Origin of the sequence: Anaeromyxobacter dehalogenans 2CP-C (assembly GCF_000013385.1) — a bacterium.
Taxonomy (GTDB): domain Bacteria; phylum Myxococcota; class Myxococcia; order Myxococcales; family Anaeromyxobacteraceae; genus Anaeromyxobacter; species Anaeromyxobacter dehalogenans_B.
This window is the reverse complement of sequence record NC_007760.1, coordinates 280,021-305,722: the sequence shown is the minus strand read 5'-3', so window position 1 is coordinate 305,722 and position 25,702 is coordinate 280,021. Positions and strand designations below refer to the sequence as shown.

The 25,702-nt window shown below is 76.9% G+C and carries 19 protein-coding genes; 7 read left to right on the top strand and 12 right to left on the bottom strand.

Annotated features, from left to right (window positions below; all coding sequences use genetic code 11):
- Window positions 1-5: 5 nt before the first annotated feature.
- From ADEH_RS01340 to ADEH_RS01330, 3 genes are all read right to left on the bottom strand, one after another.
- Window positions 6-1,655, bottom strand: coding sequence for an acyl-CoA mutase large subunit family protein (locus ADEH_RS01340; protein WP_011419318.1), 1,650 nt, complete (start codon window positions 1,653-1,655; stop codon window positions 6-8).
- A 72-nt stretch (window positions 1,656-1,727) separates the two neighbouring features.
- The gene (locus tag ADEH_RS23640) at window positions 1,728-2,240 is read right to left on the bottom strand and encodes an acetyl-CoA carboxylase biotin carboxyl carrier protein subunit (protein WP_011419317.1); all 513 of its coding nucleotides are present in this window, start codon (window positions 2,238-2,240) and stop codon (window positions 1,728-1,730) included.
- Complete coding sequence (locus ADEH_RS01330) at window positions 2,237-3,769, bottom strand: acetyl-CoA carboxylase biotin carboxylase subunit (protein ID WP_011419316.1); 1,533 nt, start codon at window positions 3,767-3,769, stop codon at window positions 2,237-2,239. The genes ADEH_RS23640 and ADEH_RS01330 overlap by 4 nt, the downstream gene beginning before the upstream one ends.
- 215 nt (window positions 3,770-3,984) lie before the next feature.
- Here ADEH_RS01330 and ADEH_RS01325 point away from each other — a divergent pair, with 215 nt between their 5' ends.
- On the top strand, window positions 3,985-5,202 hold the full coding sequence (locus tag ADEH_RS01325; RefSeq protein ID WP_011419315.1) for a sensor histidine kinase: 1,218 nt from the start codon (window positions 3,985-3,987) through the stop codon (window positions 5,200-5,202).
- Here ADEH_RS01325 and ADEH_RS01320 read toward each other — a convergent pair.
- From ADEH_RS01320 to ADEH_RS01310, 3 genes are all read right to left on the bottom strand, one after another.
- Entirely contained in the window at window positions 5,162-5,689 is a 528-nt protein-coding gene (locus ADEH_RS01320) for a DUF2267 domain-containing protein (protein WP_041453253.1), read from the bottom strand. The two genes, ADEH_RS01325 and ADEH_RS01320, sit on opposite strands and share 41 nt — an antisense overlap.
- Before the next feature lie 86 nt (window positions 5,690-5,775).
- A complete protein-coding gene (locus ADEH_RS01315) occupies window positions 5,776-6,510 on the bottom strand; it encodes a lysophospholipid acyltransferase family protein (protein ID WP_011419314.1) in 735 nt (244 codons plus the stop codon).
- Window positions 6,511-6,693: 183 nt separating this feature from the next.
- The gene (locus ADEH_RS01310; protein WP_041453252.1) at window positions 6,694-8,016 is read right to left on the bottom strand and encodes a hypothetical protein; all 1,323 of its coding nucleotides are present in this window, start codon (window positions 8,014-8,016) and stop codon (window positions 6,694-6,696) included.
- Window positions 8,017-8,254: 238 nt separating this feature from the next.
- Between ADEH_RS01310 and ADEH_RS01305 the strand changes: the two genes are divergently transcribed.
- From ADEH_RS01305 to ADEH_RS01295, 3 genes are all read left to right on the top strand, one after another.
- Window positions 8,255-9,430 (top strand): NAD(P)H-dependent flavin oxidoreductase, encoded by a 1,176-nt coding sequence (locus ADEH_RS01305; RefSeq protein WP_011419312.1) that lies wholly within the window; start codon window positions 8,255-8,257, stop codon window positions 9,428-9,430.
- 151 nt (window positions 9,431-9,581) lie between these two features.
- Window positions 9,582-9,785 carry a cold-shock protein gene (locus tag ADEH_RS01300; RefSeq protein ID WP_011419311.1) on the top strand — a complete coding sequence of 68 codons (204 nt, stop codon included), beginning with the start codon at window positions 9,582-9,584 and terminating at the stop codon, window positions 9,783-9,785.
- 187 nt (window positions 9,786-9,972) lie between these two features.
- A complete protein-coding gene (locus ADEH_RS01295) occupies window positions 9,973-10,629 on the top strand; it encodes a DUF2231 domain-containing protein (RefSeq protein ID WP_011419310.1) in 657 nt (218 codons plus the stop codon).
- A gap of 316 nt (window positions 10,630-10,945) precedes the next feature.
- Here ADEH_RS01295 and ADEH_RS01290 read toward each other — a convergent pair whose 3' ends face one another.
- The 5 genes from ADEH_RS01290 to prmA all read right to left on the bottom strand — a co-directional run bounded on the left by ADEH_RS01290 (window position 10,946) and on the right by prmA (window position 17,854).
- Window positions 10,946-12,505 carry an acyl-CoA carboxylase subunit beta gene (locus ADEH_RS01290; protein ID WP_011419309.1) on the bottom strand — a complete coding sequence of 520 codons (1,560 nt, stop codon included), beginning with the start codon at window positions 12,503-12,505 and terminating at the stop codon, window positions 10,946-10,948.
- Between the two features lie 143 nt (window positions 12,506-12,648).
- On the bottom strand, window positions 12,649-15,153 hold the full coding sequence (locus tag ADEH_RS01285) for a HEAT repeat domain-containing protein (RefSeq protein WP_011419308.1): 2,505 nt from the start codon (window positions 15,151-15,153) through the stop codon (window positions 12,649-12,651).
- Window positions 15,154-15,185: 32 nt separating this feature from the next.
- Window positions 15,186-16,211, bottom strand: a complete 1,026-nt coding sequence (locus ADEH_RS01280) for an RDD family protein (RefSeq protein ID WP_011419307.1) — start codon at window positions 16,209-16,211, stop codon at window positions 15,186-15,188.
- A gap of 60 nt (window positions 16,212-16,271) precedes the next feature.
- On the bottom strand, window positions 16,272-16,994 hold the full coding sequence (locus tag ADEH_RS01275; RefSeq protein WP_011419306.1) for a 16S rRNA (uracil(1498)-N(3))-methyltransferase: 723 nt from the start codon (window positions 16,992-16,994) through the stop codon (window positions 16,272-16,274).
- Window positions 16,991-17,854 (bottom strand): 50S ribosomal protein L11 methyltransferase, encoded by an 864-nt coding sequence (prmA, locus tag ADEH_RS01270; RefSeq protein WP_011419305.1) that lies wholly within the window; start codon window positions 17,852-17,854, stop codon window positions 16,991-16,993. Before prmA ends, ADEH_RS01275 begins: the two co-directional genes overlap by 4 nt.
- A gap of 205 nt (window positions 17,855-18,059) precedes the next feature.
- Here prmA and ADEH_RS01265 point away from each other — a divergent pair, with 205 nt between their 5' ends.
- Entirely contained in the window at window positions 18,060-20,636 is a 2,577-nt protein-coding gene (locus tag ADEH_RS01265; RefSeq protein WP_041453251.1) for a response regulator, read from the top strand.
- 494 nt (window positions 20,637-21,130) lie between these two features.
- Here the strand turns inward: ADEH_RS01265 and ADEH_RS01260 are convergent, their stop codons facing one another.
- Window positions 21,131-23,203: an OPT family oligopeptide transporter gene (locus ADEH_RS01260; protein ID WP_011419303.1), complete on the bottom strand. Its 2,073-nt coding sequence runs from the start codon at window positions 23,201-23,203 to the stop codon at window positions 21,131-21,133.
- A gap of 201 nt (window positions 23,204-23,404) precedes the next feature.
- On the opposite strand from ADEH_RS01260, the gene ADEH_RS01255 reads away from it, so the two are divergent.
- Window positions 23,405-24,502, top strand: a complete 1,098-nt coding sequence (locus tag ADEH_RS01255) for a hypothetical protein (protein ID WP_011419302.1) — start codon at window positions 23,405-23,407, stop codon at window positions 24,500-24,502.
- A 45-nt stretch (window positions 24,503-24,547) separates the two neighbouring features.
- The gene (gene hemW / locus ADEH_RS01250; protein ID WP_011419301.1) at window positions 24,548-25,687 is read left to right on the top strand and encodes a radical SAM family heme chaperone HemW; all 1,140 of its coding nucleotides are present in this window, start codon (window positions 24,548-24,550) and stop codon (window positions 25,685-25,687) included.
- Window positions 25,688-25,702: the final 15 nt, after the last annotated feature.

The window sequence follows — 25,702 nt, the reverse complement described above, 5'->3', positions numbered from 1 at the left end:
GGGCGCTACAGTACCACCGTCTCCCGGTACTCGCCGTAGACCTCGCGCAGCGCGTCGGAGATCTCCCCGAGCGTGCACTCGGCCTTCACGGCGGCGAGGATGAGCGGCATGAGGTTGTCGGTGCCGCGGGCGCCGGCGCGCACCGCGTCGAGCGCCGCGCGCGCGGCCGGGGCGCTGCGGGAGGCGCGGAGCGCCTTCAGCCGCTCGACCTGCTGCGCCTCCAGCGCCGGATCGACCTTCATCACCGGCACCGGCGGGTCGTCGGACTTGAACGCGTTCACGCCCACCACCACCTGCTCCCTCGCCTCCACCTGGCGCTGCCAGGCGTAGGCGGCCTCCTGGATCTCGCGCTGCACGTAGCCCTTCGAGATCGCGTGGACCATGCCGCCCAGCTCGTCGATCTTCTGGATGTACGCCTGGGCCCGCCCCTCGATCTCGTCGGTCATGGCCTCGATGGCCCAGCTGCCGCCGAGCGGGTCGATCACGTCGGCGACGCCCGACTCGTTCGCGATGATCTGCTGCGTGCGGAGCGCGATGCGCACCGAGTCCTCGGTGGGCAGCCCGAGCGCCTCGTCGCGCGAGTTGGTGTGCAGCGACTGCGTGCCGCCCAGCACCGCCGCCAGCGCCTGGAGGGTGACGCGCACGATGTTGTTGTCCGGCTGCTGCGCGGTGAGCATGGAGCCGGCGGTCTGGGTGTGGAACCGCAGCATCCACGAGCGCGGGTCCTTCGCGTGGAACCGCTCCTTCATGATGCGCGCCCACAGCCGGCGGGCGGCGCGGAACTTCGCCACCTCCTCCAGCAGGTCGTTGTGCGCGTTGAAGAAGAAGGACAGGCGCCCCGCGAACGCGTCCACGTCGAGGCCCGCCTTCACCGCCGCGTCCACGTACTGGATGCCGTCGGCGAGCGTGAACGCGACCTCCTGGACCGCGGTCGAGCCGGCCTCGCGGATGTGGTAGCCGGAGATGGAGATCGGGTTCCAGCGCGGCATCACCTTCGCGGTGTACGCGAAGATGTCGGTGATGATCCGGAGCGAGGGCTCCGGCGGGTAGATGTACGTCCCGCGCGCCGCGTACTCCTTCAGGATGTCGTTCTGGATGGTGCCCTGCAGCACCGCCGGCGCGGCCCCCTGCTTCTCGCCCACCGCCTGGTACATCGCGAGCAGCATCCCGGCGGTCGCGTTGATGGTCATCGAGGTGGAGACCTCGCCGAGCGGGATCCGGTCGAACAGCACCTCCATGTCGCGGATCGAGTCGATGGCCACGCCCACCTTGCCCACCTCGCCCCGCGCGCGGGGGTGGTCGGAGTCGCGGCCCATCTGCGTGGGCAGGTCGAACGCGACCGAGAGGCCGGTCTGGCCGGACTCGAGCAGGTAGCGGTAGCGCTTGTTCGACTCCTCGGCGGTGCCGAACCCGGCGTACTGCCGCATGGTCCAGAAGCGGCCGCGGTACATGGTCGGCTGCACGCCGCGGGTGAACGGGTACTCGCCGGGCAGGCCCAGCCGCTCCTCCAGGCCGGGGCGCACGTCGCCGGCGCCGTACACCGGCTCCTCGCGGATGCCGCTGCTCGTCTCGAAGCGCGGGCGCCGCTCGGGCCCCTTCTTCACCGCCTTCGCGTAGGTCCCCTCGAGCCACCGCTGCTTCTTCTCGTCCGCCATGTGTTCACCGTGGGTGGAGCACGGCGCGCCCGTCACGGGGGGCGCCGGTTGGAAGTGGGAGGCGCGGCGCCGCTACTCCACCGCGCAGAGCAACGCGCTGCCCTCGACCGCCTGGCCCTCGACGACGCGAACCTCGACCACCTTGCCGTCCTTCGGGCTCCTCATCTCGTTCTCCATCTTCATCGCCTCGACGACCACCAGCGGCTGGCCGGCCCGCACCGCGTCGCCCGGCGCCACCAGCACCTTCACCACCCGCCCCGGCATCGGCGCGGTCACCGCCCGCCGGCCCTCCACGCTCGCGCGCGGCGAGGCCCGCCGCATGCGCAGCTTCCGCTCGTCGAGGAGCTCGAGCGGGAACACCGACCCGTCCACCTGCACGTGCACCTTCGCGCCGCGGTCGTCGAGCATGGCCGAGTAGCTGCGCGTGTCCACGAGCAGCGACAGCGTGCCGTAGTCGTGCGCGTACGCGTCCACCCGGTGCACCTCGTCCCCGACGCGCACCTCGTACTGCCCGGTGGCGAGCCGCGTGACCCCCACCGTCACCTCGCGCTTGCCGCCGTCGAGCAGCGCCACGTAGGTCTTCATCGGCCGCCCCCGCGCAGCGCCCGCAGCCGGCCCGCGCGCGCCCAGCCGGAGCGCGCCGCGCCCTGCCCGGCCCGGGCCGCGTGCGCCTCGGCCGCGTCGCGCTCGCGCTTGAACGCGGCCACCGCCGCCGCGACCAGCGCCACCCGCTCCAGCGAGGGGTCCGGCGGCCGGACGAGCGCCTTGGCGTTGCGGGCGCAGAAGCCGGTGTCGTAGTCGCCGGAGCGGAACTCGGGGTGGTCGAGCGCGGCCGCCAGCCAGCCCAGGTTCGTGCCGATCCCGTGCACCACGTACTCGCCCAGCGCGCGGATGAGCCGGTCGATGGCCTGCGGGCGGGTCGGCGCCCAGGCGACCAGCTTCGAGATCATCGGGTCGTACCACTGCGGCACCACCCAGCCCGCGTACACGCCGGAGTCGTCGCGGATCCCCGGGCCGCCCGGCACGCGCAGGTAGGTGATCTTGCCCGGCTGCGGGAGGAACCCGCGGGCCGGGTCCTCGGCGTACACGCGCGCCTCGATGGCGTGGCCGCGCCGCTGCACCTGCTCCTGCGCCAGGATCGGCTCGCCGCGCGCCACCTCGAGCTGCATGCGCACCAGGTCGAGCCCGGTGACCATCTCGGTGACCGGGTGCTCCACCTGGAGCCGGGTGTTCATCTCGAGGAAGTAGAAGTTGCGGTGCGCGTCCACCAGCAGCTCGACCGTGCCGGCGCCCACGTACCCGACGGCGCGCGCGGCCCGGACGGCCACCTCGCCCATGGCCTCGCGCAGCCGGTCGTCGAGCACGACGCTGGGCGTCTCCTCGATCACCTTCTGCTGGCGCCGCTGCACCGAGCACTCGCGCTCGCCCAGCCACACGCAGTTGCCGTGCTGGTCGGCGAAGACCTGGATCTCGACGTGGCGCGGCTTCTCCAGGAACTTCTCGAGGTAGAGCCGGTCGTCGCCGAACGCGGCCGTCGCCTCGCGCCGCGCCGACTGCCACAGCGCGGCGAAGTCCTCGGCGCGGTCGCACTTCTTCATGCCCTTGCCGCCGCCGCCCGCGGCCGCCTTGATCATCACCGGGAAGCCGATCCGCTCCGCGAACGCGCGCGCCTCGGCCTCCTCGGCGAACGGCTCCTCCGAGCCGGGCACCACCGGCACCCCGGCGGCGGCCATGTTGCGCCGCGCGGTGGTCTTCACGCCCATCGCGTCCATCGCCGCGGCGGGCGGACCGATGAGCGCGATGCCGGCCCGGTCGAGCGCGCGGGCCAGCTCGGCGTTCTCGGAGAGGAAGCCGTAGCCGGGGTGCACCGCGTCGGCGCCGGTGCGCCGGCAGGCGTCCAGGATCCGCTCGATGGAGAGGTAGCTCTCGCGCGCCGGCGCGGGGCCGATGAACACCGCCTCGTCGGCCTTGCGGACGTGGAGCGCGCCGCGATCCGCCTCGGAGTAGACCGCCACCGTGGGGATCCGCATCTCGCGGCAGGTGCGCATCACGCGCACCGCGATCTCGCCGCGGTTCGCGACCAGCACCTTCTCGATGGGTCTCGTCGGGCTCATGCGCGGAACCGTCGGGGCGGGCCGCGGCGGGGCGCCCGGCCGCCCCGGGGTCCGCCACGATAGCCGCCCGGACCTGCGCGGTAAAGCGCGGGCCCGCCGCCGGACCGGGGCCGCGACGGCGCCCCGCGGCGCCGGGCGGGGCACCGGCGGCGCTGCCCCGATCGGCCTGTGCCGGGGGGTTCCGCGCCGGGCGGACCGCCCCCAGGATGCCCCTCATGGCCCCGCACGACGCGCCCGGTCACGAGGCGGTCCAGGCGGCGCCTGCGCCGGGCCGGGTGGACGTGCTGAGCGCCCTCGACCGGCTGCTCGCGATCGAGCCCGAGGAGCACGCGCTGCGCCGGATCGTCTCGGCGCTGGCCGACGCGGTGCCGGCGGTGGTCGCCGCGGCGCTGCTCGTGCCCGACGACGAGGGACGGCTCGCGATCGCGGCGGAGGTCGGGGGCGAGGGGCGCCCGCCCGCGCCGGCGGACGGCGGGGCCGCGCTCGCGGCGGGCGCACCGTGGGTGCGGGCCGATCCGGGCTGGCCGCTCCCCGCGGGCGCGCGCGCCGGCGCGGCGGCGGCCGCGGGCGGCGGCGCGCTCCTGGTGATGGGCACGCGCGGCGAGGGCGGCTTCGAGCCCGGGGCGCTGGCGCTGCTCCGCCTGGCGGCGGACCGGGCCGGGCTGGCGCTGGAGCGCGGGCGCCTGCGCCGCGCGCGCGAGTCGGCCGAGGAGGCCGCGCGGCGCGCGCTCGCGGAGGTGGACTCGCGCCGGCGCGCGGTGGACTACATCCTCGGCATCGTCGGGCACGACCTGCGCAACCCGCTCGGCGCCGTCCACATGTCCGCCGCGCTCCTGCAGAAGCGCGGCGGGCTGGAGGGCTGGCAGGCGCGCGCGATCGAGCGGATGCGCAGCTCGGCCGGGCGCATGGCGCGGATCATCGCCGACCTGCTCTCGTACACGCGCACCCGGCTCGGCAACGGCATGCCCATCGACCGGCGGCCGGCGCGCCTCGACGAGATCGCGCGCCGCCCGGTGGACGAGCTCGGCGCGGTGAACCCGGGGCGCGAGATCACCGTCGCGGTCGCGGGCGACCTGTCCGGCAGCTGGGACCCGGATCGGCTGGAGCAGGTGATCTCGAACCTGGTCTCGAACGCGGTGGACCACGGCGATCCCGACTCGCCGGTGCGGGTGGAGCTCTCGGGCGAGCCGGACGCGTGCGTGCTCCGGGTGCGCAACACCGGGCCGCCGGTGCCGCCGGAGGTGCTCGAGCACCTGTTCGAGCCGTTCTCGCGCCCGCCGGACGAGAAGAGCCGCAAGGGCTCGGGCCTGGGGCTCGGGCTCTACATCTCGCGGGAGATCGTGCGCGGCCACGGCGGCGAGATCTCGATCGCCTCGGACGGCGAGACCGTGATCACGGCGCGGCTTCCTCGATCGCCGACCCCGGCTCCCTGACGCCGCGCCACAGCTCGGCGAGGTCCGGCGGGAGCCGGTCCGCGAGGTCGCGCGCGGCCGGGCCCATCACCTCGTGCAGCGCCGCGAGCACCGCGAGCACGTAGGCGGCCGCCTGCCGCGGCGGGCGCTGCAGGAGCCGCGCGACCTCGGCCAGGTACTCGGCGCCGGTGGCCGGCGCGCGCACCGGCGCGTTCAGGTTCCACTCCGCCTCGGCGAGCTCGCGCGCGAAGCGCCGGGGCAGGTGGGCGAGGATCCCCGAGAGCGCCGGGCCCTCGAGCGCGCCGCGCAGCGGGGCCAGCACCGCCAGCAGCACCTTGCGCGTCCGGGCCTCGGAGCCGAGCCGCGCCTCGAGCCGCTCCAGCAGCTCGCCCTCCCCGCGCGCCGGGATCTCCACCCAGTCCGCGCGTCCGTCGAGCTCGTCCGGGCCGATCGCGCCGGGCGTGCGCGCGCCCACCCCGCCGGCCACCTCGTACGTGTGCGAGATCATCCCGCCAACATGCTGCCCGCGCCGCGCGCGGGCAGCGCCTGCGCGGGGCGCGGGCCGGGCGGCGTCTCCCAGGACCTGCGGGGGACCTACGCGCCAGGCCGGTGCTCCGGCGGGAGCGCGGCGGCGATCGCCTCGCGGACCGCGTCGCGCAGCGCGGCCGGGCTCTCGAAGGACGACGGGTGGATCGGGTCGAGCACGCGCACCTCGGCGCGCATGCGCTGGCGGAGCACCACCCCGTGCTTGGGCAGCGCCTCGGAGGTGCCGCTCACGGCGATGGGGATGACCGGGACGTTCGCGTCCACGGCCAGCCGGAACGCGCCGTCCTTGAACGCCTGCAGCCGCCCGTCCGGCGAGCGCGTGCCCTCGGGGAAGATCATCACCGGCGCGCCGCGCGCGAGGTGGGCGCGGCAGTGGGCCATCATCTTCCGCACCGACTCGCGGTCGCCGCGCCAGACCGGCACGCAGTCGTTCAGCCACATGTTCCAGCCCACGAACGGCACGCGGAACAGCTCCGCCTTCGACACCCACTTGAACGGCCGGAACACGCCGTACAGCACCAGGATGTCGAGCATGGAGAGGTGGTTCGCGACCAGCACCGCGGCGCCGTTCCAGGGCAGCTTCTCGCGGCCGACCACGCGCGAGCGCCACAGCGGGTTCACCACGACGTAGAACGACGCCCACGCGCACGACCAGAGCTGGAGCGCCACCCGGCGCGGATCGAACGGCGCGGTGAGCACGAAGACGACGAGCGCCACCGCGAACAGGAACGGGAGCGTGAGGACGAAGAAGATCCAGTAGACGAAGGAGAAGACGGCCAGCATCGCGGGCGCATCCTCGCCCCGGACTGGCCATCCCGCAAGGGTGTGCTGGGCGGCGACACGAGCGCGGCACAGGTGAGGCAGCGCGCGGCGCAGCCGCGCCCGCGAGGTCACGGGACCCGCGCAGCAAGGTGGGGCCCCGCGGAGCTCCGCTCCGTGGGGCGGGGCGCAGCCCCGTGAGATGGCTCACGGCGCCACGTTCGCGGCGGGCGTGCGGCCCAGGGCCTCCAGCACGCGGTACAGCCCGAACTTCGGCAGGCGCATGTAGCCCGCCCACGCGGCCGCCGCGAGCAGCCCGTCGGCGAGCCAGTCCGACAGCCACTCCGCCGCGAAGCGCGCGTCGCGCTGCTTCAGCCCGGCGCCGCTCTCGCGGGCCCAGCGGCGGTTGTAGCGCTCGTGCACGCCCACCGGCGGCGCGAGCACGAGCGGCAGGCCCAGCGCGCCGTAGAACGTGAGCTCGGAGGGCTTCGTCCAGAGCACGTCGGTGCGCGCGAGCAGCGCGTTGAACCGGGCGTAGTACTCGCCGAACGAGGGCGCGCGCAGGATCTCCACCGCGCCGCCGAGGAGCGGCTCCAGCCCGGCGCGCCGCAGCGCCTCGCGGAAGCGCGCCTCCACCTCCGGGCGCGTGCCGGCGACGAGCGCGAGGCGCATCGCGCCCGACTCGAGCGCGGGCCGGAGGCCGGGCAGGAACGCGTCCGCCATCGCCGCCTGCGCGCCCGCGCCGCCCACCGCGAAGGTGAGCTGCGCCGGCTTCCCCTCCTCCTCGCGCGGCAGCGCGCCCAGGAACACCGCCAGCTCCTCGGGCATGGAGCGGCGGAACTCGCCGGTGGGATCGAGGCGCACCAGGCGCGCGGCCAGGTTGCGCTTCAGCACCGGCAGCGACGGGCCGCCCAGGAGCGCGTCCGGGAGCGGGAAGCCGGTGAACGTGATCCGGTGCGCGGGCACGCCGTAGGCGAGCAGGCGGCGCGCCGCCCGGCGGGTGGGGACGAGGTACTGGATGCGGGTGCGGGCGGGCTCGAGCGGCGCCCAGATCCGGTTCAGGTCGGTGTCGGTCGCGACGCAGTACACCCGCTCGATCCCGGCCCGGTCGGCGACGACGGCGGGCGAGTAGAACGTGGTGAGGAGCGGCGCGCCCTCGGCGCGGAGCCGCGCCACCAGCCCGGCGCCCAGGGCGCCGCGCGCCAGCCGCTCCAGCGCCCGCACGCCGCGGGTGGGCGCGGAGAGGTCGCGGCGCGGGTGGAGCCGCGGGATGTCGGTGATGGAGTCGAGCGCCCAGGCGAGCGGCCGCCCGGCCACCGGCACCTGCGAGAGCCGCGAGATCGCCTCGTAGCCCCGGCGCACCCGCTGCCAGAGCCGCTCCTCCTCCGGCCCGGCCACCGGGGCGCGATCGACCTTCAGCACCTCGGTGCCGAGCGCGTCGGCGAGCGCGCTGGCGGCGCGGAGGTGCCCGTAGCCCATGTCCACGGCGACGACGAGCGGGGCGGGGCTGGGCGCTGGGGCGGTGGTCATGGCGCGGCGCGCCGAGCCTACCGCAGTTCGCCGCGGTGCGTGATCCGGTGGCACCGCGCGCGGGGCGCGACCCCCGGGTGCGCGCCGGGGGACCGATTCACCAATCGGCGAGACGGAGCGTCCGAGCCGCGCCGCGCCAGCGCGCCGCGTCGGCGCAGCGGTGACATGCGCGTGACACGGCGGGCGTACCTTCCGCCTCCTTCGCGCCCCTCCTCCCTCCGGGCGCGGTGGAGCCGACATGACCGCCGACGCGACCCCCGTTCACACCGAGGAAACCGCCGCGCCGTTCCCGCGCCTCGACCGCGCGGCGATCGAAGCGCTCGTGCGCGCCGGCAAGCGCCTGCTGGTGCAGGGCGGGATGGGCATCCACGCCTCCGACGGCCTCGCCGGCAAGGTGGCGCGCCACCGCGGCGACCGGCTGGTGGGCGTCGGCACCATCTCGGCGGTGCTGAAGACCCCCGAGCAGCTCCGCGCCGAGATCCGCCGCGCGCGGGCCGAGGCGCCGGGCGGCTTCGTGGGCGTCAACCTCATGGCCGCCATCAACAAGGACGACTTCGAGGCGCTGGCGCGGGTGTCGATCGAGGAGAAGGTGTCCTTCCTCGTGCAGGGCGCCGGCATCTCGCGCGAGATCGTGCGCTGGTGCCGCGAGGGCGGCGTGCCGTTCTGCGGCATCGTCTCCTCCGGGCGGCTCGCGGCCATGTACGAGAAGTGGGGCGCGGACTTCGTGGTGGCGGAGGGCGCCGAGGCGGGCGGCCACATCGGCGACATCGGCCACCCGCTGCCCACGCTGGTGGACGAGGTGATCGCGGCGACGTCGCTGCCGGTGATCGCGGCCGGCGGCGTGGACGCGTCCGACGTCTCGCGCTTCCTCGCGGCCGGCGCGGCCGGCGTGCAGATGGCGACCCGCTTCCTCGCGTGCTCGGACGGCGACGTCCACCCGGCCTTCAAGCAGATGCACCTCGCCAAGCGCGAGGACGACGTGGTGATCATCACGAGCTGCGTGAAGGGCATGAAGGCGCGCGCGGTGCGCAACGCGTTCACCGAGCGGCTCGCCCGCGGCGAGGCGGTGCCGCCGCGCTCCAAGCTCTGGTGGTTCGGCAAGGACGGCTACCGCGGGCGGCGGGGCTCCTGCATCCAGTGCCTGGGCGAGGGGCTCTGCAAGGCCCGCGCGTCCGGCTTCAAGGAGAGCTTCTGCATCACCGACGCGCTGCTCGAGGCGGCGGTGCACGGCGACACCGAGGCCGGGCTCTTCTACACGGGGCAGAGCATCACCCGGATCGGGGAACGGGACGCGGGGCAGCTGCCGAGCGCTGGGGAGATCCTCGCCGATCTGGAGCTGCGGCTGGCCGGGGAGGCGCGGCCTTCCGACGCAGGGCCGCAGGCCCGGCCGGACGCGGTGGGCGCGGCCGCCTGAGCGGCCGCCCGACGTTCACTGTCAGGAACCCCCGCTCGGGACGACATCTCGACGGACGAATAAATTTCGGATACACAAAATTTCGTCCACCGTCTGCTCGGTTGGATCGAACGTCATCCCAGGCGGATCGAATCGAAGAAAAGAGAAGTGCATGGCGACCGGTACCGTGAAGTGGTTCAACGACGCGAAGGGCTTCGGCTTCATCACCCAGGACGACGGTGGCGAGGACGTGTTCTGCCACTACAGCGCGATCTCGGGCGACGGCTTCAAGAGCCTGGCCGAGGGGCAGAAGGTGGAGTTCGACGTGGTGAAGGGGCCGAAGGGCCTCCAGGCCGCGAACGTCCGCAAGGTGTAGTCGGGCGCTCTCTCCGCGCCGCACGGGCCCGGTCTCCTCGCCAGAGGGGCCGGGCCCGCGACGTTTCAGCGCCCGCGGCGCACCGGGCGGGCGCGCGCCCCGCGGCCCGCGGCGGGGGCGAGCGGAGGGGCGCGCGTCGATTGCCCGCGCGCCGCCCCCGCCGCACCGTGCCGTCGGGAGGCTTCCGATGCCGATGCGCACGCACGAGCTGCACCCGTCGATCGTCCACGCGCCGCTGGCGCTCCTGCCGGCGGCCGCCATCGCGGACCTCGTGGCGACCGCGCGGCCGCGCGACCGGGGCCTCGACGCGGTCGGGCGCACGCTGTGGTGGTCCGCGGCGGCGGGCGGGCTCGCCGCCGGGCTCGCCGGGATGGCCGCGTCGCAGGAGATCGAGGTCCGCAGCGAGCACGCCCGCGACGCCATGTTCCTGCACGGCATCGGCAACCTCGGCCTGGTGCTCGCCGCGTTCGGCGTCGCGGCCTGGCGCAGCCGGAACCGGGCGTGCCTCACCACCGCGCTCACCGGGCTGGCCGCGACCGCGGCCGCGGGCTACACCGCCTACCTGGGCGGCGAGCTCGTCTACGGCCACGGCGCCGGCGTGCGGGCCATGGGCGGCGCCGCGAGCGAGGCGCCGCCGCTGTTTTCGGCCGAGGCGCCCGGCCGGCTCGCCCGCGACGCGGTCCGCGGCCTGCGCTGGCTGCTCTCGCGCGGCGCGCGCGCCGTCACCGGCCGCGAGCGGGTGGACCGCACCGCGCTCGGCCCGCTCGCCGAGGCCGGCACCGGCGCCGAGCCGCCGCCGCCCGGCGCGCGCACCGACGGCGGGCTGGGCGCCTCGCCGATGTGAGCGCTCGTCCTTGGCGTCCCTCGACTCCGCGCGGCCCCACGGCCGCGGCCCGCTCACCCTGAGCGTAGGCGTGCCGGAGGCACGCCGGCGTCGAAGGGTCGGGATGAGCGAGCGAGCCGAAGGCTCGCCGGAGTCGAAGGGTCACCCTGAGCGTCCCTCGACTCCCCGCGGCCCCACGGCCGCGGCCCGCTCACCCTGAGCGTCCCTCGACTCCGCGCGGCCCCACGGGGCCGCGCTACGCTCGGGATGAGCGAGCGAGCCGAAGGCTCGCCGGAGTCGAAGGGCCGGGATGAGCGAGCGAGCCGGAGTCGAAGGGCTACAGCGGGATGTTCCCGTGCTTCTTCGCCGGGAGCTCCTGGCGCTTCGTGCGCAGCATCTCCAGCGCGCGGATCACCTTGGGCCGCGTGTCCTCGGGGCGGATCACCTCGTCCACGTAGCCGAGCTCGGCGGCCTTGTACGGGCTCGCGAAGCGGTCGCGGTACTCCTGCACCAGGCGCGCGCGCTCGGCGACCGGGTCCTTCGCCGCGAGCAGCTCCTTGCGGAAGATGACGTTCACCGCGCCCTCCGGGCCCATCACCGCGATCTCGGCGCCGGGCCAGGCCAGGTTCACGTCGGCGCGGATGTGCTTCGAGGCCATCACGTCGTAGGCGCCGCCGTACGCCTTGCGCGTGATGACGGTGATCTTCGGCACCGTCGCCTCGGCGTAGGCGTAGAGCAGCTTCGCGCCGTGGACGATGATCCCGTTCCACTCCTGGTCGGTGCCCGGCAGGAAGCCGGGCACGTCCACGAACGTGAGCAGCGGGACGTTGAACGCGTCGCAGAAGCGCACGAAGCGCGCGGCCTTCACCGAGGCGTCGATGTCGAGCACGCCGGCCAGCACCGCCGGCTGGTTCGCCACCACGCCCACCGGCCGGCCGTTCAGCCGCGCGAAGCCGATCACGATGTTCGGCGCGAACTGCTCGGCCACCTCGAAGAAGTGCCGGTCGTCGGCCACCGCGCGGACGACCTCCTTCATGTCGTACGCCTTGCCCGGGTTCTCCGGCGCGATGGTCTTCAGGAGCTCGTCGCGGCGGCCCGGGTCGTCGGCGCAGGGCTGGACCGGCGGGTCGTCCACGTTGTTGAGCGGCAGGAACGAGAGCAGCTCGCGCACCGCGCGCAGCGCGGCCTCCTCGGTGTCGAGCGCGAAGTGCGCCACGCCGGAGCGGGTGGCGTGCGTGCGCGCGCCGCCCAGGTCCTCCTTCGTCACCTCGGCGTGCGTCACCGCCCGGATCACGTCCGGGCCGGTGATGAACATGTACGAGGTGTCCTTCACCATGAAGATGAAGTCGGTGATGGCCGGGCTGTAGACCGCGCCGCCGGCGCACGGCCCCATGATCACCGAGAGCTGCGGGATGACGCCCGACGCGAGCGTGTTGCGCAGGAAGATCTCGGCGTAGCCCGCCAGCGACACCACGCCCTCCTGGATGCGCGCGCCGCCGGAGTCGTTGAGGCCGACCACCGGGCAGCCCACCTCCATGGCGCGGTCCATCACCTTGCAGATCTTCTCGGCCACCGCGCCGGAGATCGACCCGCCGAACACGGTGAAGTCCTGCGCGAACACGAAGACCTGCCGACCCTCCACCAGGCCGTAGCCGGTGACCACGCCGTCGCCCAGCACCTTGTGCTCGGCCATGCCGAACTCGGCGCAGCGGTGGGTCTTGAAGCGATCCATCTCGACGAACGTGCCGGGGTCGAGGAACGCGTCGATGCGCTCGCGGGCGGTGAGCTTGCCCTCGCGGTGCTGCCGCGCCACCCGCTCGTCCCCGCCGCCCTTCTCGGCCTCGGCGTCGAGCCGGTCGAGGAGCGCCCTGCGCGGATCGGGATCGGAATGGGGCATGTGCGCACCTCGCGCCGACGCTTCGGCCGGTGTCTAGCCGTGGGGCTCGGAGGATAGGCGCCGCGATCCGCGGGGCGCAAGGATTCGCGCGCCGGCGCGTCACCCGGGCGGGCGCGACGAGGTCCGGGGCGGGGCGGGAGCGCCTACAGCACCAGGCCGGAGCGCGCCCACCAGCCGGCCCAGAGCCGCGCGGCCGCCTCGCGCTCGGCGGCGGGCGCGTCCACCTGGTAGCTCACCGGCGGCGGGGCGGCGCGGGCCAGCTCCTCGGCGGCCGCGGCGCGCACCTCGCGCTCGGCGCTGGTCAGCCCGGACAGCAGCCACTCGGCGCGGCCGCGCCCGCGGTTCTGCTTCCACCAGGCCAGCCAGCGCCGCGGGTCGGTGCCGAGCCGCTGCAGGGTGATCTCGGCGAGCGCCGCGGCGGCGGCCTCGGCCGGCTCGCGCTCCGAGCTCTCCAGCACCTGGACCAGGAGCGGCACCGACTCGGCGTCGCGCAGCGCGCCGAGCGCCCGGGCGGCGAACGTGGTCCGCGCGGCCACCCCGGAGAGCAGCGCGCGGCGGAGCTTCTCCGGGACCGCGCGCATCTCGGGGTGGCGGCGGTGCGCCGCGAGCGCGGCGATGGCGGCGCCGGCGACGCGCGGGTCCGCGTCGAGCACCCGCTCCGCGAGCGCCGGGAAGGTGGACGGGTCGCCCGCCGCGCCGAGCACCGTGGCCGCGATGCGCCGCCGGACCGGGTCGCGGTCGCGGAGCACCTCCACCATGGCCGGCACCGCCGCAGGGCCGAGCGCCGCGAGCGCCGCGGCGAGCGGGCCGAGCGCGGTGGGCGAGGCGCCGTCGTCGTCGGACTCGATCGGCCCGGGCAGGCGCGCCCACACCACCGGGAGCGCCGCCTCCGGGAACGCCGCCAGGCGGGCGAGCCCGGCGATCCGGTCGAGCGAGCCGGGGTCGGTCTCGAGCAGCGCGGTGACCTCCGCCTCCGGATCGAACCGCACCGCGCCCGAGGGCGGCGCCGCCGCCCCGAGCTCCTCCTCGAAGAGGTCGATGTCCACCTCGAGATCCGCGAGCGCGGCGGCGGGCTCGTGCGCCTGCCACGGCTCGGCGGACGGCGCCGCAACGGGCGCCGGGGTGGGCCTGGGCGGCGCGGCGGCGCGGGCTGGCGACGGCGACGGCACCGGGACGGGCGCGGCCTCCGGCGGCGGCGGGGCCGGCGGGGCGGCGGGGGCCTCGCCGGCGGCGGCGCCGCGGGCGCGCTTGCGCGCCTGGATGACGCGCTCGAGCGCCGGGGCCAGGCCCGCCAGGAACAGCACCAGGTCGGCGAGGCGGCGCGGCGAGACCGCCGCCGGGCCGTTGTCGGCGTAGAGCAGGCAGGCGGTGCGCTGGCGCAGCACCACCGGGTGGACGAGCACGGTGCGCGGCGTCCCGCGCCCCAGGCCGTCGAGGATGGCGCGGTTCCCGTCCGGCTCGGGCGAGATGGGCCCGAGGTGCGGCGCGTGGGTCTCGATGGCGGTGTGGAACACGCCCGGATCGCTCGTGTAGATGGCGACCGAGCGGCACAGCGCGCGCGCGTCCTCGCCCTCCTCCTCGCCGAGCGCGTCGTGGCCCGCCACCGCGTCGCGCGAGACCGCGAACACCGCCGCGAACGCGAAGAACTCGCGCGCGTAGCGCAGCACGACGCGCAGCACCTCGTCGCGCTCCGACGCGGCGGCGAGCGCGGCCTGCGCCTCCGCCCGCGTCCAGCGGCCCGGCGCGCCGGGGGCGGGCGCAGGAGGCGGCGCGGCCGTCTCGCCCATGCGCCGCGGCGCGGGGCGGGGGGCAGGCTCCGGCGGCGACTCGGCGCGCTCACCGCGAGGCGCCCCCGGAGCGTCCGCTGGTCCCGAGCCCGCCGAGGGACGCGCGGACGGAGCGGGATGGGCGGCGCCGGCCGGCGCGGGCGACGGGGTCGCGGGCGGCGCGTCGAGGAAGGAGAAGTCCGCCGACTCGAGCACCTGCGCCACCGCGGCCGCGAGCGGCTCGAGCGGCGCCGCGTCGTCGAAGGCCGCGGCCGCCGGCCCCGAGCTCGCCGGCGCGGGCGGCGCGGGATCGGGTTCCGGCGTCGGCGGCGCGTCCGGCTCCGGCGCGTCCGCGTCCGGCGCGGCGACGGCCGGCTCCGGCGAGGCCGCCTCCTCGCCCGGGGTCGCGGCCGCGGCGCCGCCCGCCGCGAGCGCGGCGAGCCGCGGCGGGAGCGCGCCGCCGTACAGGCGGTGGATGAGCGCGCGCACCCGCCACTCCGGCCCGACGTGCGGGGTGAGGTGCAGCGAGAGCATGAAGCTGATCTCGTCGAGCAGCGCCAGGTCCACCGGGTGGGTGGCGACGAGCGAGAGCTCCCGGCCGTCGAGCGCGAACGGCGCGAGGCCGTGGCGCTCGGCGACGCGCGAGGGGAACACCCGCCGCGCCCGCGCGTCGGAGGCGTCCCACGCCCAGTCCGGCGCGGCCGGGAGGCCGCTGGCGCGCTCCAGCGCGCGGAGGACCACGTCCTCGCCGGCGAGGCCCAGCTCGAGCAGCGCGGTGTCGAGCGCGCCGCCGGCCTCGGCCTGGCGCGCGGCCGCGCGCTCCGCCGCGGCGGCGGGGATCGCGCCCTCCTCCACCAAGAGCTGCGCCAGGTCCCTCCGCACGGGACGGTTCTAGGGGGTTCGCGGTGTGGGGGTCAAGGCGCCTCGACCACCCAGGTGCCCGCCGCCAGGTCGTGCAGCGACCGTCCGCTGCGCGTGAACAGCGCCGCGAGCAGCCCCAGCCCGAGCAGCAGCGCCGACGCGGCGGACAGCGCCGCCCGCGCCGCGCTGCGCGCCAGCGTCGGGCGCCGGCCGTCCGGGCCGACCACCCGCAGCCCGAGCGCGAGCTTGCCCAGGGTGGCGCCCGCGAGCGCGTGGCCCAGCGTCTGGTACACGAGGCCCAGGATCACCGCGCCCGCCGCGAGCGGGAGCGCGAGGGCGCCGCCGTCGCGGAGCGCCAGGTCGAGCGCGTGCGCCGGGCCGGACGGCTCGCCGGGCGCGAGCGGCACCGCGCCGGCGATGGCCTGCAGCGCCCAGATCGCGAGCGCCGCGAAGGGCAGGACGTCGATGGCCCACGAGGCGGCGCGCCGCCAGGTGGCCGGGCGCCGCAGGTGGACCTCGACCGCGTCCACGTCCACGTCGATCGGGTCGATCGGCGCGGCGTCGAGCCCGCGACCGGGCGCATCCGCGGGCAGGGCGGGCGCGCCGAGGGGCTCCGGGCCGGCGTCCGGCGCGGCCGCGAAGACGGCCGGCGGCCGGGGCGCGGCCCGGGCCGGCTCGGGCCGGAGGTCGGGGAGCGGTCCGAACTCGAAGTCGTCCTCGGGGGCGTCCGCGGCGGGCGCGAGCGGCGCGGCCGCCTGCGGGCGTGGTGCGTCCGGCTGCCGCACGCCGAGCGGGGGCCCCAGATCCCAGCCGGAGCGATCGACCTCGCGCGCCCGGCCCGGGCGCGGCGGCGCCGGGGGGACGCCGAACACGAAGGTGTCGGCGGCGGAGGCGGGCGGGGGCATCCCGCGGAGCGGCGGCGGCGTGCCGGGCGGCCGCGCGTCGCCGCGGCGGTCGATGCTGAGCGAGGCGTCGAGCGCCCGCGGCGGCGGCTCGGCCACGAGCGCGAGCGGCGCGCCGCAGCCGGCGCAGAACACCGTCCCCTGGCCGGCCTCGCGGTGGCACCTCGGGCATCTCACGGCCCGAGGCTACGGTCGGCGCCGGTGGGGGTCAAGGAATGGGCCGGGCGTCGCGCCACGTCAGCGGAGGTCGCCGAAGCGCGCCTGCAGCAGCGCGACCGCGACGATCGCGGCGGTCTCCGCGCGCAGCACGCGCGGCCCGAGCGAGGTGGCCCGCGCCCCGGCGCACGCGCAGGCCTCGCGCTCGGCGTCGGTGAGGCCGCCCTCCGGGCCGACCACCGCCGCGTAGCCGCCGGCCGGCGACGGCGCGGCCTCGGACAGCGGCGCGCCGCCGGGGTGGAACACGAACGCGCCGAAGCCGGCCGGCACCTCCGCGAGCGCCGCCTCGAGCGACGCCGGCGCCCGCACCTCCGGCACGTCGGCGCGCCCGCACTGCCGCGCCGCCTCCTCGGCGATGCGCCGCCAGCGCGCCGCCCGCGCCTCGCCCTTCTCCGGCTCGAGCCGCACCACCGAGCGCTCCGCCGCGAACGGCGCGATCCGCGCCGCGCCGAGCTCGGTCGCCTTCTGCACCACGAGGTCGATCTTCTCGCCCTTGGCGAGCGCCACGAGCAGCCACACCGGCGCGCCGCCGCCGGGCGCCGCGCGGCGCGCGCCGAGCGCGAGCGCCTCGAAGCCGTCGAGGACGGTGGCCTCCCAGGCGCCGCCCCGGCCGTCGAACAGCTCCACCGCCGCGCCCGGCGCGAGCCGGAGCACGTCGCGCAGGTAGTGGCGCGCCTCGTCGGTGAGCGCGGCCCTGCCCTCGCCGATCCGCTCCGGCGGGAGGTGGACGCGGCGCAGGCTCACGCGCGCGGCTTCTCCAGCGCGAGCAGGCTCCACTCCCCCTCGCGCCGGTCGCCGCCCGCGAGCGGGCGGAGCCCCAGGGCCAGGTAGGCCGCGCGCACCTCGTCCTCCTGCGGCGTCAGGATCCCGGAGAGCAGCACCGCGCCGCCGGGCGCGAGCCGCGCGGCGATCTCCGGGGCCAGCTCGACGAGCGTGTTCGCGAGGATGTTCGCGACCACGACGTCGAAGGCGCCGCCGATGGCCGGGAGCGCGGCCTCGGTGAGCGCCACCTCGGGGACGCCGTTCCGCGCCGCGTTCTCGCGCGCCACCGCGACCGCCACCGGGTCGTTGTCGTTGCCGGTGACCCGGCCCGCGCCGAGCTTCCGCGCCGCGATGGCGAGCAGCCCGGACCCGGTGCCCACGTCGAGCACCGACGCGCCCGGGCGCGCCGCGAGCAGCTCCGAGAGGCCCGCCAGGCACAGAGAGGTGGTGGGGTGCGTGCCGGTCCCGAACGCCATGCCCGGATCCAGCACCACCTCGGCGAGGCCCGGCGGCACCGGCGCGTCCACCCACGACGGCCGCACGAACGCCCGGCCGATCACCATCGGCCCGAGCCCCTTCTTCCAGGTCTCGCCCCAGTCCTCGTCCGGCACCTCCGCCACCTCGCCGCCGCCCGCGGCGTCCGCGGCGGCCTCGGCCGAGGCGCGGTCCGCGAACCAGGCCACGAGCAGCGCCCGGCCCGGCGCCGGCTGCGGCTGGCCGGGCATGGGCGTCCCCTCGCCGTCGCGCACCTCCACGCCGGACGCGCCCAGCTCCCAGAGCTCGGCGGAGAGGTCCTCGGCGCGCGCGCGCGGGACGTCGAGGGTGAGCGAGTGCGTGGACAAGGCGGGCCTCCGTTGGGCCGATTCCTACCCTTCCCCCGCGCCGCGCGCCAGCGCCGGACGCCGGCCGGGCTCGGGCGCGGCCGCGGTCGCCGTGCGGCGCCGGGGCCGCGCGATCCGCGCACATCCGCCCCTGCTCCGCGCGGGCGATATCGAGGCGGGTGGGCATTTCTCACGCTCGGCGGATCGGCGGTAGCATGCGGCAGCCATGGCCCTGAACGTCCTGCTGGTCGAGCCGGATCCCGGCCTCGCCGAAGAGATCCGTCGCGCGCTCGGGCCGGCCGGCTTCTCGGTGACCGCGGTGGGGAGCGGCGAGCCGGCGCTGACGCGCTGCCGCGAGCTCGCGCCCGACCTCATCCTGCTCGCGGCCGAGCTGCCCGACATGAGCGGCTTCTCGGTGTGCAACCGGCTGAAGCGCGCCGCCGCCTCGGTGCCGCTGCTGCTCTACACCGGCGAGGCCACCGACGCCGCCATCGCCGCGCACCGGGCCACCCGCACCCGCGCCGACGACTACCTCAAGAAGCCCTTCGAGCTGGCCGAGCTGCTCGGCCGCGCCGCCGCGCTGCTCCACGGCGACGCGCCCGTCCCGCCGCCGCCGCCCGCGCCGCCGCCCGGCGCCGCGGCGGCCTCGCGCGCCCCGCGGGCGGGCGAGAACGAGCCACCCCCCGTGCTGCAGCGGGTGGAGTCCGGCGTGGTCGCCGCGCGCGGCCTCGCCGGCGCGCTCGCCGCCGCCGCCACCCCGCCGCCCGTCGCCGGCGCGCGCCAAGCGCCCGCCGCCGCGCCCCGCCCGCCGCCCCCGCCCCCGCCGCGCGGCGCCCCGCTCGGCAAGGTGAAGGTGGCCAGCGCCACCCCACGCCCCGACCCCGCCGACGTGCTCGCCGACTGGCCGCGAGATCCCGCGCCGCCGAAGGGCACGCCCGAGGAGAAGCTCGAGTACTTCCGCGACCGGCTCCGCGCGCGCGACGCGTTCCTGGCGCGGGTGCGCGACGCCATCGCCGCGATGAAGGCCGAGGTGGCCGAGCTCGGCGGCGAGCGCGACCTGCTCGCGCACGACCTCGCGGGCGAGCGCGACCGCGCCGCCGGGCTCGAGGCGCGGCTGGCAGAGGGCGCCCAGGACGCCGCCGCGCAGGCCGCGCGCCTCGAGGACCTCCGGCGCCAGCTGGAGGAGAGCGAGTCCACCCGCCGCTCGCTCTCCGAGGTGCTGAACGAGACGATGCAGCAGCAGGAGTCCGCCGAGCAGGAGACCGCGGCGCGGATCGCCGGCGCCGAGGAGGCGCGCGCGCGGCTCGAGGCCGAGCTGGCCGAGGCGGTGGAGGCGCACGCGCGGGCCATGGCCGCGGTGGAGGCCGACCGCGCCGACGAGCGCGCCGCGCTGGAGGCCGCGCGCGCGCAGGCCGAGGCCGACGCCGCGCGCGGGCTGGAGCAGGTCGAGGCCGAGCGCGTGCGGGAGCGGGACGAGGCCGCCGAGCGGCTCGGCATGGCCGAGGCGCGCGCCGCCGCGGCGGCCGCCGAGCGCGACGCGCTGGAGGCCGAGCTGGCGGCCGCGCGCGGCGAGCTGGGCGAGCGGGACCGGGCGCTCGCCGAGGGCGAGGCGCGCGCGGCCGAGGCCCGGCGCGCCGCCGAGGCGGAGGCCGACGCGCTCCGCGCCGCGGCGGACGAGGCCGAGGGGCGCGCCCAGGCCGCCGCCGGCGAGCACGCCGACGCGCGCGAGCGGATCGCCGCGCTGGAGGCCGAGCTGGCCGAGGCGGCCGGGACGCGCGAGGCGCTGGAGGAGGCGCTCCGGCAGGCGCAGGCCGAGGCCCGCGCGTACGACCAGAAGGCCGTCGCCGCCGAGCACGCGTTCCAGGCCAAGGCCGCCGAGCTGGCCGCCGCCGCCCAGCGCATCGCCGACCTCGGGGCCGCGCTCGACGAGGGGCGCGCCTCGGTGGAGGGCACGCGCGGCGAGCTGGCGCGGGTGGAGAGCGGGCGGGCCGAGGCCGAGCGGAAGGGCGCGCAGGCCGCCGCCGAGCGCGACCAGCTCGCGCGCGAGGTGGAGACCGCGCGCCGGGACGGCGAGGCCGAGCGGGAGCGCGCCCGCCGGCTCGAGGCCGAGGTGAAGCGGCTCGCGCAGCTCGAGCCCGTCGCCGAGGAGGCCGCCCGGCTGCGCAAGGAGGTCGGGTCGCTCCGCGAGATGGTGCAGCAGCGCACCCAGGCCGCCGAGGCCGCCTCGCGGTCGGCGCAGGCCGCCGCCGCCGAGCGGGCGCGCGCCGAGGAGCGCGCCGCCGTCGAGGCCGGCAAGCTGCAGGGCTCCGCCGCGCGCCTCGAGTCGGAGCTGGGCGGCGTGCGCCGCAAGCTCGCCGAGCTGGAGGCCGAGCGGAGCGCCCGGGCCGCCGAGCTGGAGAAGGTGCGGACCGACCTGCAGGCCGCCCAGGCCGAGGCCGAGCGGCGCCGCCACGGCGCCGCCGCCGAGGCCGGCGAGGCCGAGCGCCGCCACGCCGCCGAGGCCGCGCGCCTGAAGGCCGCCATGGTGGAGCTGGAGAAGCACCTCGAGGCGCGCGCCCGCGCCGAGCTCGGCATGAAGAAGCGGATCCAGGAGCTGGAGAAGGCCGCCGCCGCCCCGCGCCCGCCGCCCGTGCCGGCCGCCGATCCCGCCGAGGTCGCGAAGCTGAAGGCCGCCGTGGCGCGGCTCGACGAGGAGCTCGGCGACCTGCGCGGCGAGAACGACTTCCTGAACGGCGAGGTCGCCCGCTACCAGCAGAAGAACCGCGACCTGCAGGCCCAGCTCGACTCGCTGCGCGAGGTCTGAGGCGCCGCGCGCCGCTCAGGGTTCGACGGAGCTCACCCTGAGCGGATGGGCCGGCGCGAGCGCGCCGTATCCACTTCAGCAACCACCCGCCACGACGCCCGCGACGACCCCCACCCCGCGACTCCCCGACCCCGCGACTCCCCACCCCGCCGCATCCACTCCGCCGCAACGACCCCACCCGTCCCGAGGCACGGGCCCGGGGGGTCGCCGGCGCGGCGGAGCGCAGCGCGCCCTGTGCACCGCCACCCCATCGGCCCGCACTGCAATCGACGTGACGGCCGCGCGGCCTCATCGCGCGGCCGGCGCGTCCGGGATTGCAGGCGGCCCCCGAGCGCGCGCAGACGCCGCCCCCGCAGTCACGCCCCGGGCCGCGCGGAGCGCAGCTGCGCCGCCGATCCCCCCGGGACCGGCGCCCGCGGCCACGCCACCCCCTCGGCCCGAACGCAAGTCCCGGCGAGCCCCGCCGGACCGCCGCGGCCCCCGCCGGCCGAGGACTAGGCCTCGAGCCCCGGCTGCGGCTTCCGCGCCGCGCGGTAGAGCACCGCGGCCAGCGCCGCGAAGAAGACGACGCCCAGGACGGCGTAGCCCGTGGACCCGATCGCGTGGACGATCGGCTCCTGCAGGTCGAGCCGCTTCATGGTGCCCTCCGCGAACACCTGCAGGAAGGCCACGATGACGCCGAACAGCGCGCCGCCCGCCACCAGGCCCGTCGCGAACAGGCTGCCGCTGCCCAGCTCGCCCTCCTCGCCGGCGCCGCCCTTGCGGCGGGACATGAAGTCCGCCACGCCCTTCAGCGCGCCGCCCACGAAGATCGGGAGGGTGGTGGAGAGCGGCAGGTAGAGGCCCACCGCGAAGGAGAGCGACTTCACGCCGCACAGCTCCATGGTGATGGCGACGAACGCGCCCACCAGCACGAAGTGCCAGTCGAGGTTGAGCGACAGCAGGCCCTTGATGAGCGTCGCCATCAGCGTCGCCTGCGGGGCCGGGAAGTAGGAGGAGCCGATGGCGTGCTCGGTGATGCCCTCGGAGATCATCCGCGCCGTCGGGGTGTCGAGCACCTTCACCGTCACGCCGATGACCGTGGCCGAGGCGATCGCGCCCACGAACAGCGCCAGCTGCTGCGCGCGCGGGGTCGCGCCCACCAGGTAGCCCGTCTTCAGGTCCTGCGAGGTCGCGCCGCCGTTCGCGGCCGCGATGCAGACCATGCCGCCCACCACCAGCGCCATCGGCTCGTAGGCCGCGCCCGTCCAGCCCACCGACACGAACACCATCGCCGTCGCCATGAGCGTGGCGATCGTCATGCCCGAGATCGGGTTGGAGGAGGAGCCGATGATGCCCACGATGCGCGAGGACACCGTCACGAAGATGAAGCCGAACGCGATGATCAGCACCGCCGTGAGCAGCTTGTTGAGGACCGTGTCGCCCGGCACCTGCGGCAGCGCCACCAGCAGCACCACCAGCGCGATCGAGCCCACGATCACCGTCACGAACGAGAGGTCGCGCTCGGTGCGCGACACCGACGCCGCCCCCGCCTTGTCGCCCAGCGAGCGGATCGAGTCCCGCAGCGAGCTGACGATGGTCGGGAAGGTCTTGAGCAGCGTGATGAAGCCCGCCGCCGCCACCGCGCCCGCGCCGATCTGGCGGATGTAGGCGAGGTACACCGCGCGCGGCAGGTTCGCGAACGTGCCCGCCGCCGCGTCGAAGCCGAAGCCCTCCGGGCTCGCGCCCACCTTGACGAGCTGCCGCGCGATGACCTCGCCCGGCACCAGCACCGACAGCAGCGGGATGAGCCCCAGCCAGGCGAGCACGCCGCCCGCCACCAGCACGCCCGCGATGCGCGGCCCGATGATGTAGCCGACGCCCAGGTACTCCGGCGTGATCTCGCCGTTCACGGTGGCGTTCGGCAGCCACTTGTTGGTCTGCTTCGTCACCCACGCCGGCGTCTCGGCGATGACGTGGAAGACCTTCTGCAGCAGCGCGTAGGCGAGCGCGAAGCCCACGCCCTGGAAGGCCGTCTTCGCGAAGTCGCCGCCCTTGTCGCCCGCGATGAGCACCGAGGCGCAGGCCGTGCCCTCCGGGTAGACCAGCTGCCCGTGCTCCTTCACGATGAGCGACCGCCGCAGCGGGATCATCATGAGGACGCCCAGGATGCCGCCCACCATGGAGAGCGTGAACAGCGTGACGTAGCTGAAGTAGCCCGCGCCCACCGACGAGCCGCCCGGGCCCGCGGAGAGGAACAGGAAGCCCGGCAGCGTGAACACCACGCCCGCCGCGATCGACTCGCCCGCCGACCCGGTCGTCTGGATGATGTTGTTCTCGAGGATGGAGGTCTTGAAGACCTTCCGGCCCAGCGAGATGGCGATGACCGCGATCGGGATCGAGGCGGAGACGGTGAGGCCCGCCTTGAGCGCCAGGTAGACGGTGGCGGCGCCGAACAGGATGCCGAACAGCGCGCCCAGCAGCACCGCCTTGGGCGTGAACTCGGGGAGCGTGCGATCCGCGCCGATGTACGGCCTGAACTCCTTCTGCTCGACCTCGGGCTTCACGACCGTGCTCGGCTCTGCCATGCGTCTCCTCGCTGCTGGGGTTGCCACGTTGCGGCGGGAGAAGACCACGTCCGACCGCCGATGTCGACAACCGGGAGCCCCCCGCGCGGGCCTCCCGCGGCCCGGCCCGCGCGGACGGAAAGTGCAGCGCCGCAGCGGTTTCGCGCGACGGGCGCCCGCGCCCGCGTCGCGCGTCCCTGGGACGCGTGCTAGAGGAGGACCATGCCCGCCCGCCACTCGCTCGCGCCGCTCGCCTGCGCGGCCACCCTGCTCGCCCTGCTGGCCGCATCGCCCGCCCGCTCCGCCGCCGCGCAGCAGGCGCCGCCGCCCGCCGGCGCGCCCGGCGAGCCGCCCTGCGAGCCGGTGAAGCCGTGCGAGATCCCCGACGAGCCCGCGGCCGGTCCCGCCGAGCCGCCCGCCGAGCTCGGCGCCGAGGTCCGGCGGCTGTTCGACCTGGTGGCCTGCCGCGGCGCCGCGCCCGCCGGCCTCGACGCGCAGGTCGTCGCCGCGTTCTGCGCCGAGCAGCGCAAGGCGCTCGAGGCGTTCCGGGCCGGCCCGCGCGCGCAGGCGTTCGAGGCGCTCGCGCCGCTCCGCCCCGCCGGCCTGCCCAGCAGCGTCGTGGTGCCCGGCGGCGCCGACCTCCTCACCGCGCTGGGCGCGTTCCCCGGCCTGAAGAACGTCACCACGTTCTCGGCGGCGCCGGCCGGGGACCCGCGCGTCCTCGCCGGCCTCGCGCCCGACCGGCTGCGCCAGGGGCTCGCGGCGGTGCGCGCCGGCGCGCAGGCGCTGCTGCGGGGCGAGGGCGCCTCGGCCCGGGGCGCCGCCCGGGCCGGCGAGTTCCCGGTGCAGCTCGCGCTGTTCTTGACCGCGCTCGCCGCCGAGGGGTACGAGCCCACCGGCCTGCGCTCCTTCGCGGTCCAGCCCGACGGCACGCTCCGCTACCTCACCCGCGCCGAGCTCGGCGCCGGGCGCGCGCCGCTCGCCAGCTCCGAGCTCACCTTCGTGCGCCGCGGCGACGACCCGCGCACCCGGACCCGCACCCACCGGCACGTGGCCGCCGAGCTCTCCGACGCGGCCGTGGCCCGCAGCCCCGGCGTCCTCGCCCACCTCGCCGGCAAGGGCGAGCTCTCGGTCGCGCTCGGCGCGGCCGGCGCGTCGCCCTGGCGCGACGACCACGCGCGGCTCCGGACGCTGCTCCTCGAGCGCGCCGCGATGGTCGTCTCGTCCGGCCCGCGCCTGCCCGCGGCGCTCGCCCGCCAGGCCGGCCTCTCCGCGGAGGAGCGCGGGCCGTTCCAGGTGGTCCGGCGCCCCGCGCGCTGACCCTCGCCGAGGCGCCGCCGGCCCCGCCGCGCTATCCTCCCCGGGATGGCGCGCCCGTTCGGCGTGTACGTGCACTATCCGTACTGCACGCACCGCTGCCCCTACTGCGACTTCGCGGTCACCACCGAGCGCCCGCCCGGCGCCGGCCGGTACGCGCGCGCGGTGCGGGCCGAGCTCGGGCTGCGCGCGGCCGCGTTCGAGGGCCTCGCGCTCCGCAGCGTCTACCTGGGCGGCGGCACGCCCTCGCTCTGGGACGCGGAGGAGATCCGCGACGTGCTCGACGCCATCCGCGGCCGGTTCGGCCTCGCCGCCGAGGCCGAGGTCACGCTCGAGGTGAACCCAGAGTCGAGCGATCCGGCGCGGCTCGAGGCGTGGCGGGCCGCCGGCGTGAACCGGATCTCGGTGGGGGTGCAGTCGTTCGACCCCGGCGTGCTCGCGAAGCTGGGGCGCCGCCACGGGCCGGAGCGCGCCGAGCGGGCGATCCGCGAGGCATCCGCCGCGATCGGCAACGTCAGCGTGGACCTCATCTACGGCGCGCGGCGGTCCAGCGTGGAGACCGCGCGGCGCGACGCCGAGCGGGCGGTGGAGGCCGGCGCGGCGCACGTGTCCGCGTACGCGCTCACGCTCGAGCCCGACGTCATGGCCGAGGAGGTGCCGCTCGCGCGCATGCGGCGCGAGGGCCGGCTGCCGCTCCCCTCCGACGAGGACACGCTGGCGCAGGCGGCGGCGCTGCGCGCGGCGCTCCGGCGGCTCGGGCTGCGCCGCTACGAGATCTCCAACTTCGCCCGGCCCGGCCGCGAGTCGGTCCACAACGGCCTCTACTGGCGGCACGAGAGCTACCTCGGGCTCGGCGCCGGCGCGTACGGCTGCCGGCGCGGGGAGGCGGGCTCGGTGCGCTACGGGAACCTGCGCGACGCGGGCGCCTGGCTCGCCGCGGTGGAGGCGGGACGGCTGCCCACCGCCGAGGAGGACCGGATCGACGCCCGCGCCGACCGCAACGAGCGGCTCATGCTGGCGCTGCGGACCCGCGAGGGCGCCCCGCTCGCCGCGCTCGGCCCCGCGCAGGCCCGGGAGGCCGCCGACCTGGTGCGGCACCGGCTGGCGGTGCGGCGGGATGGCGCGCTGGTGCTCACCCGCCGCGGCCTCGACCTGCACAGCGCGATCTCGGAGCGGCTCTTCGAGTGAGGTACGCTCGGCGGC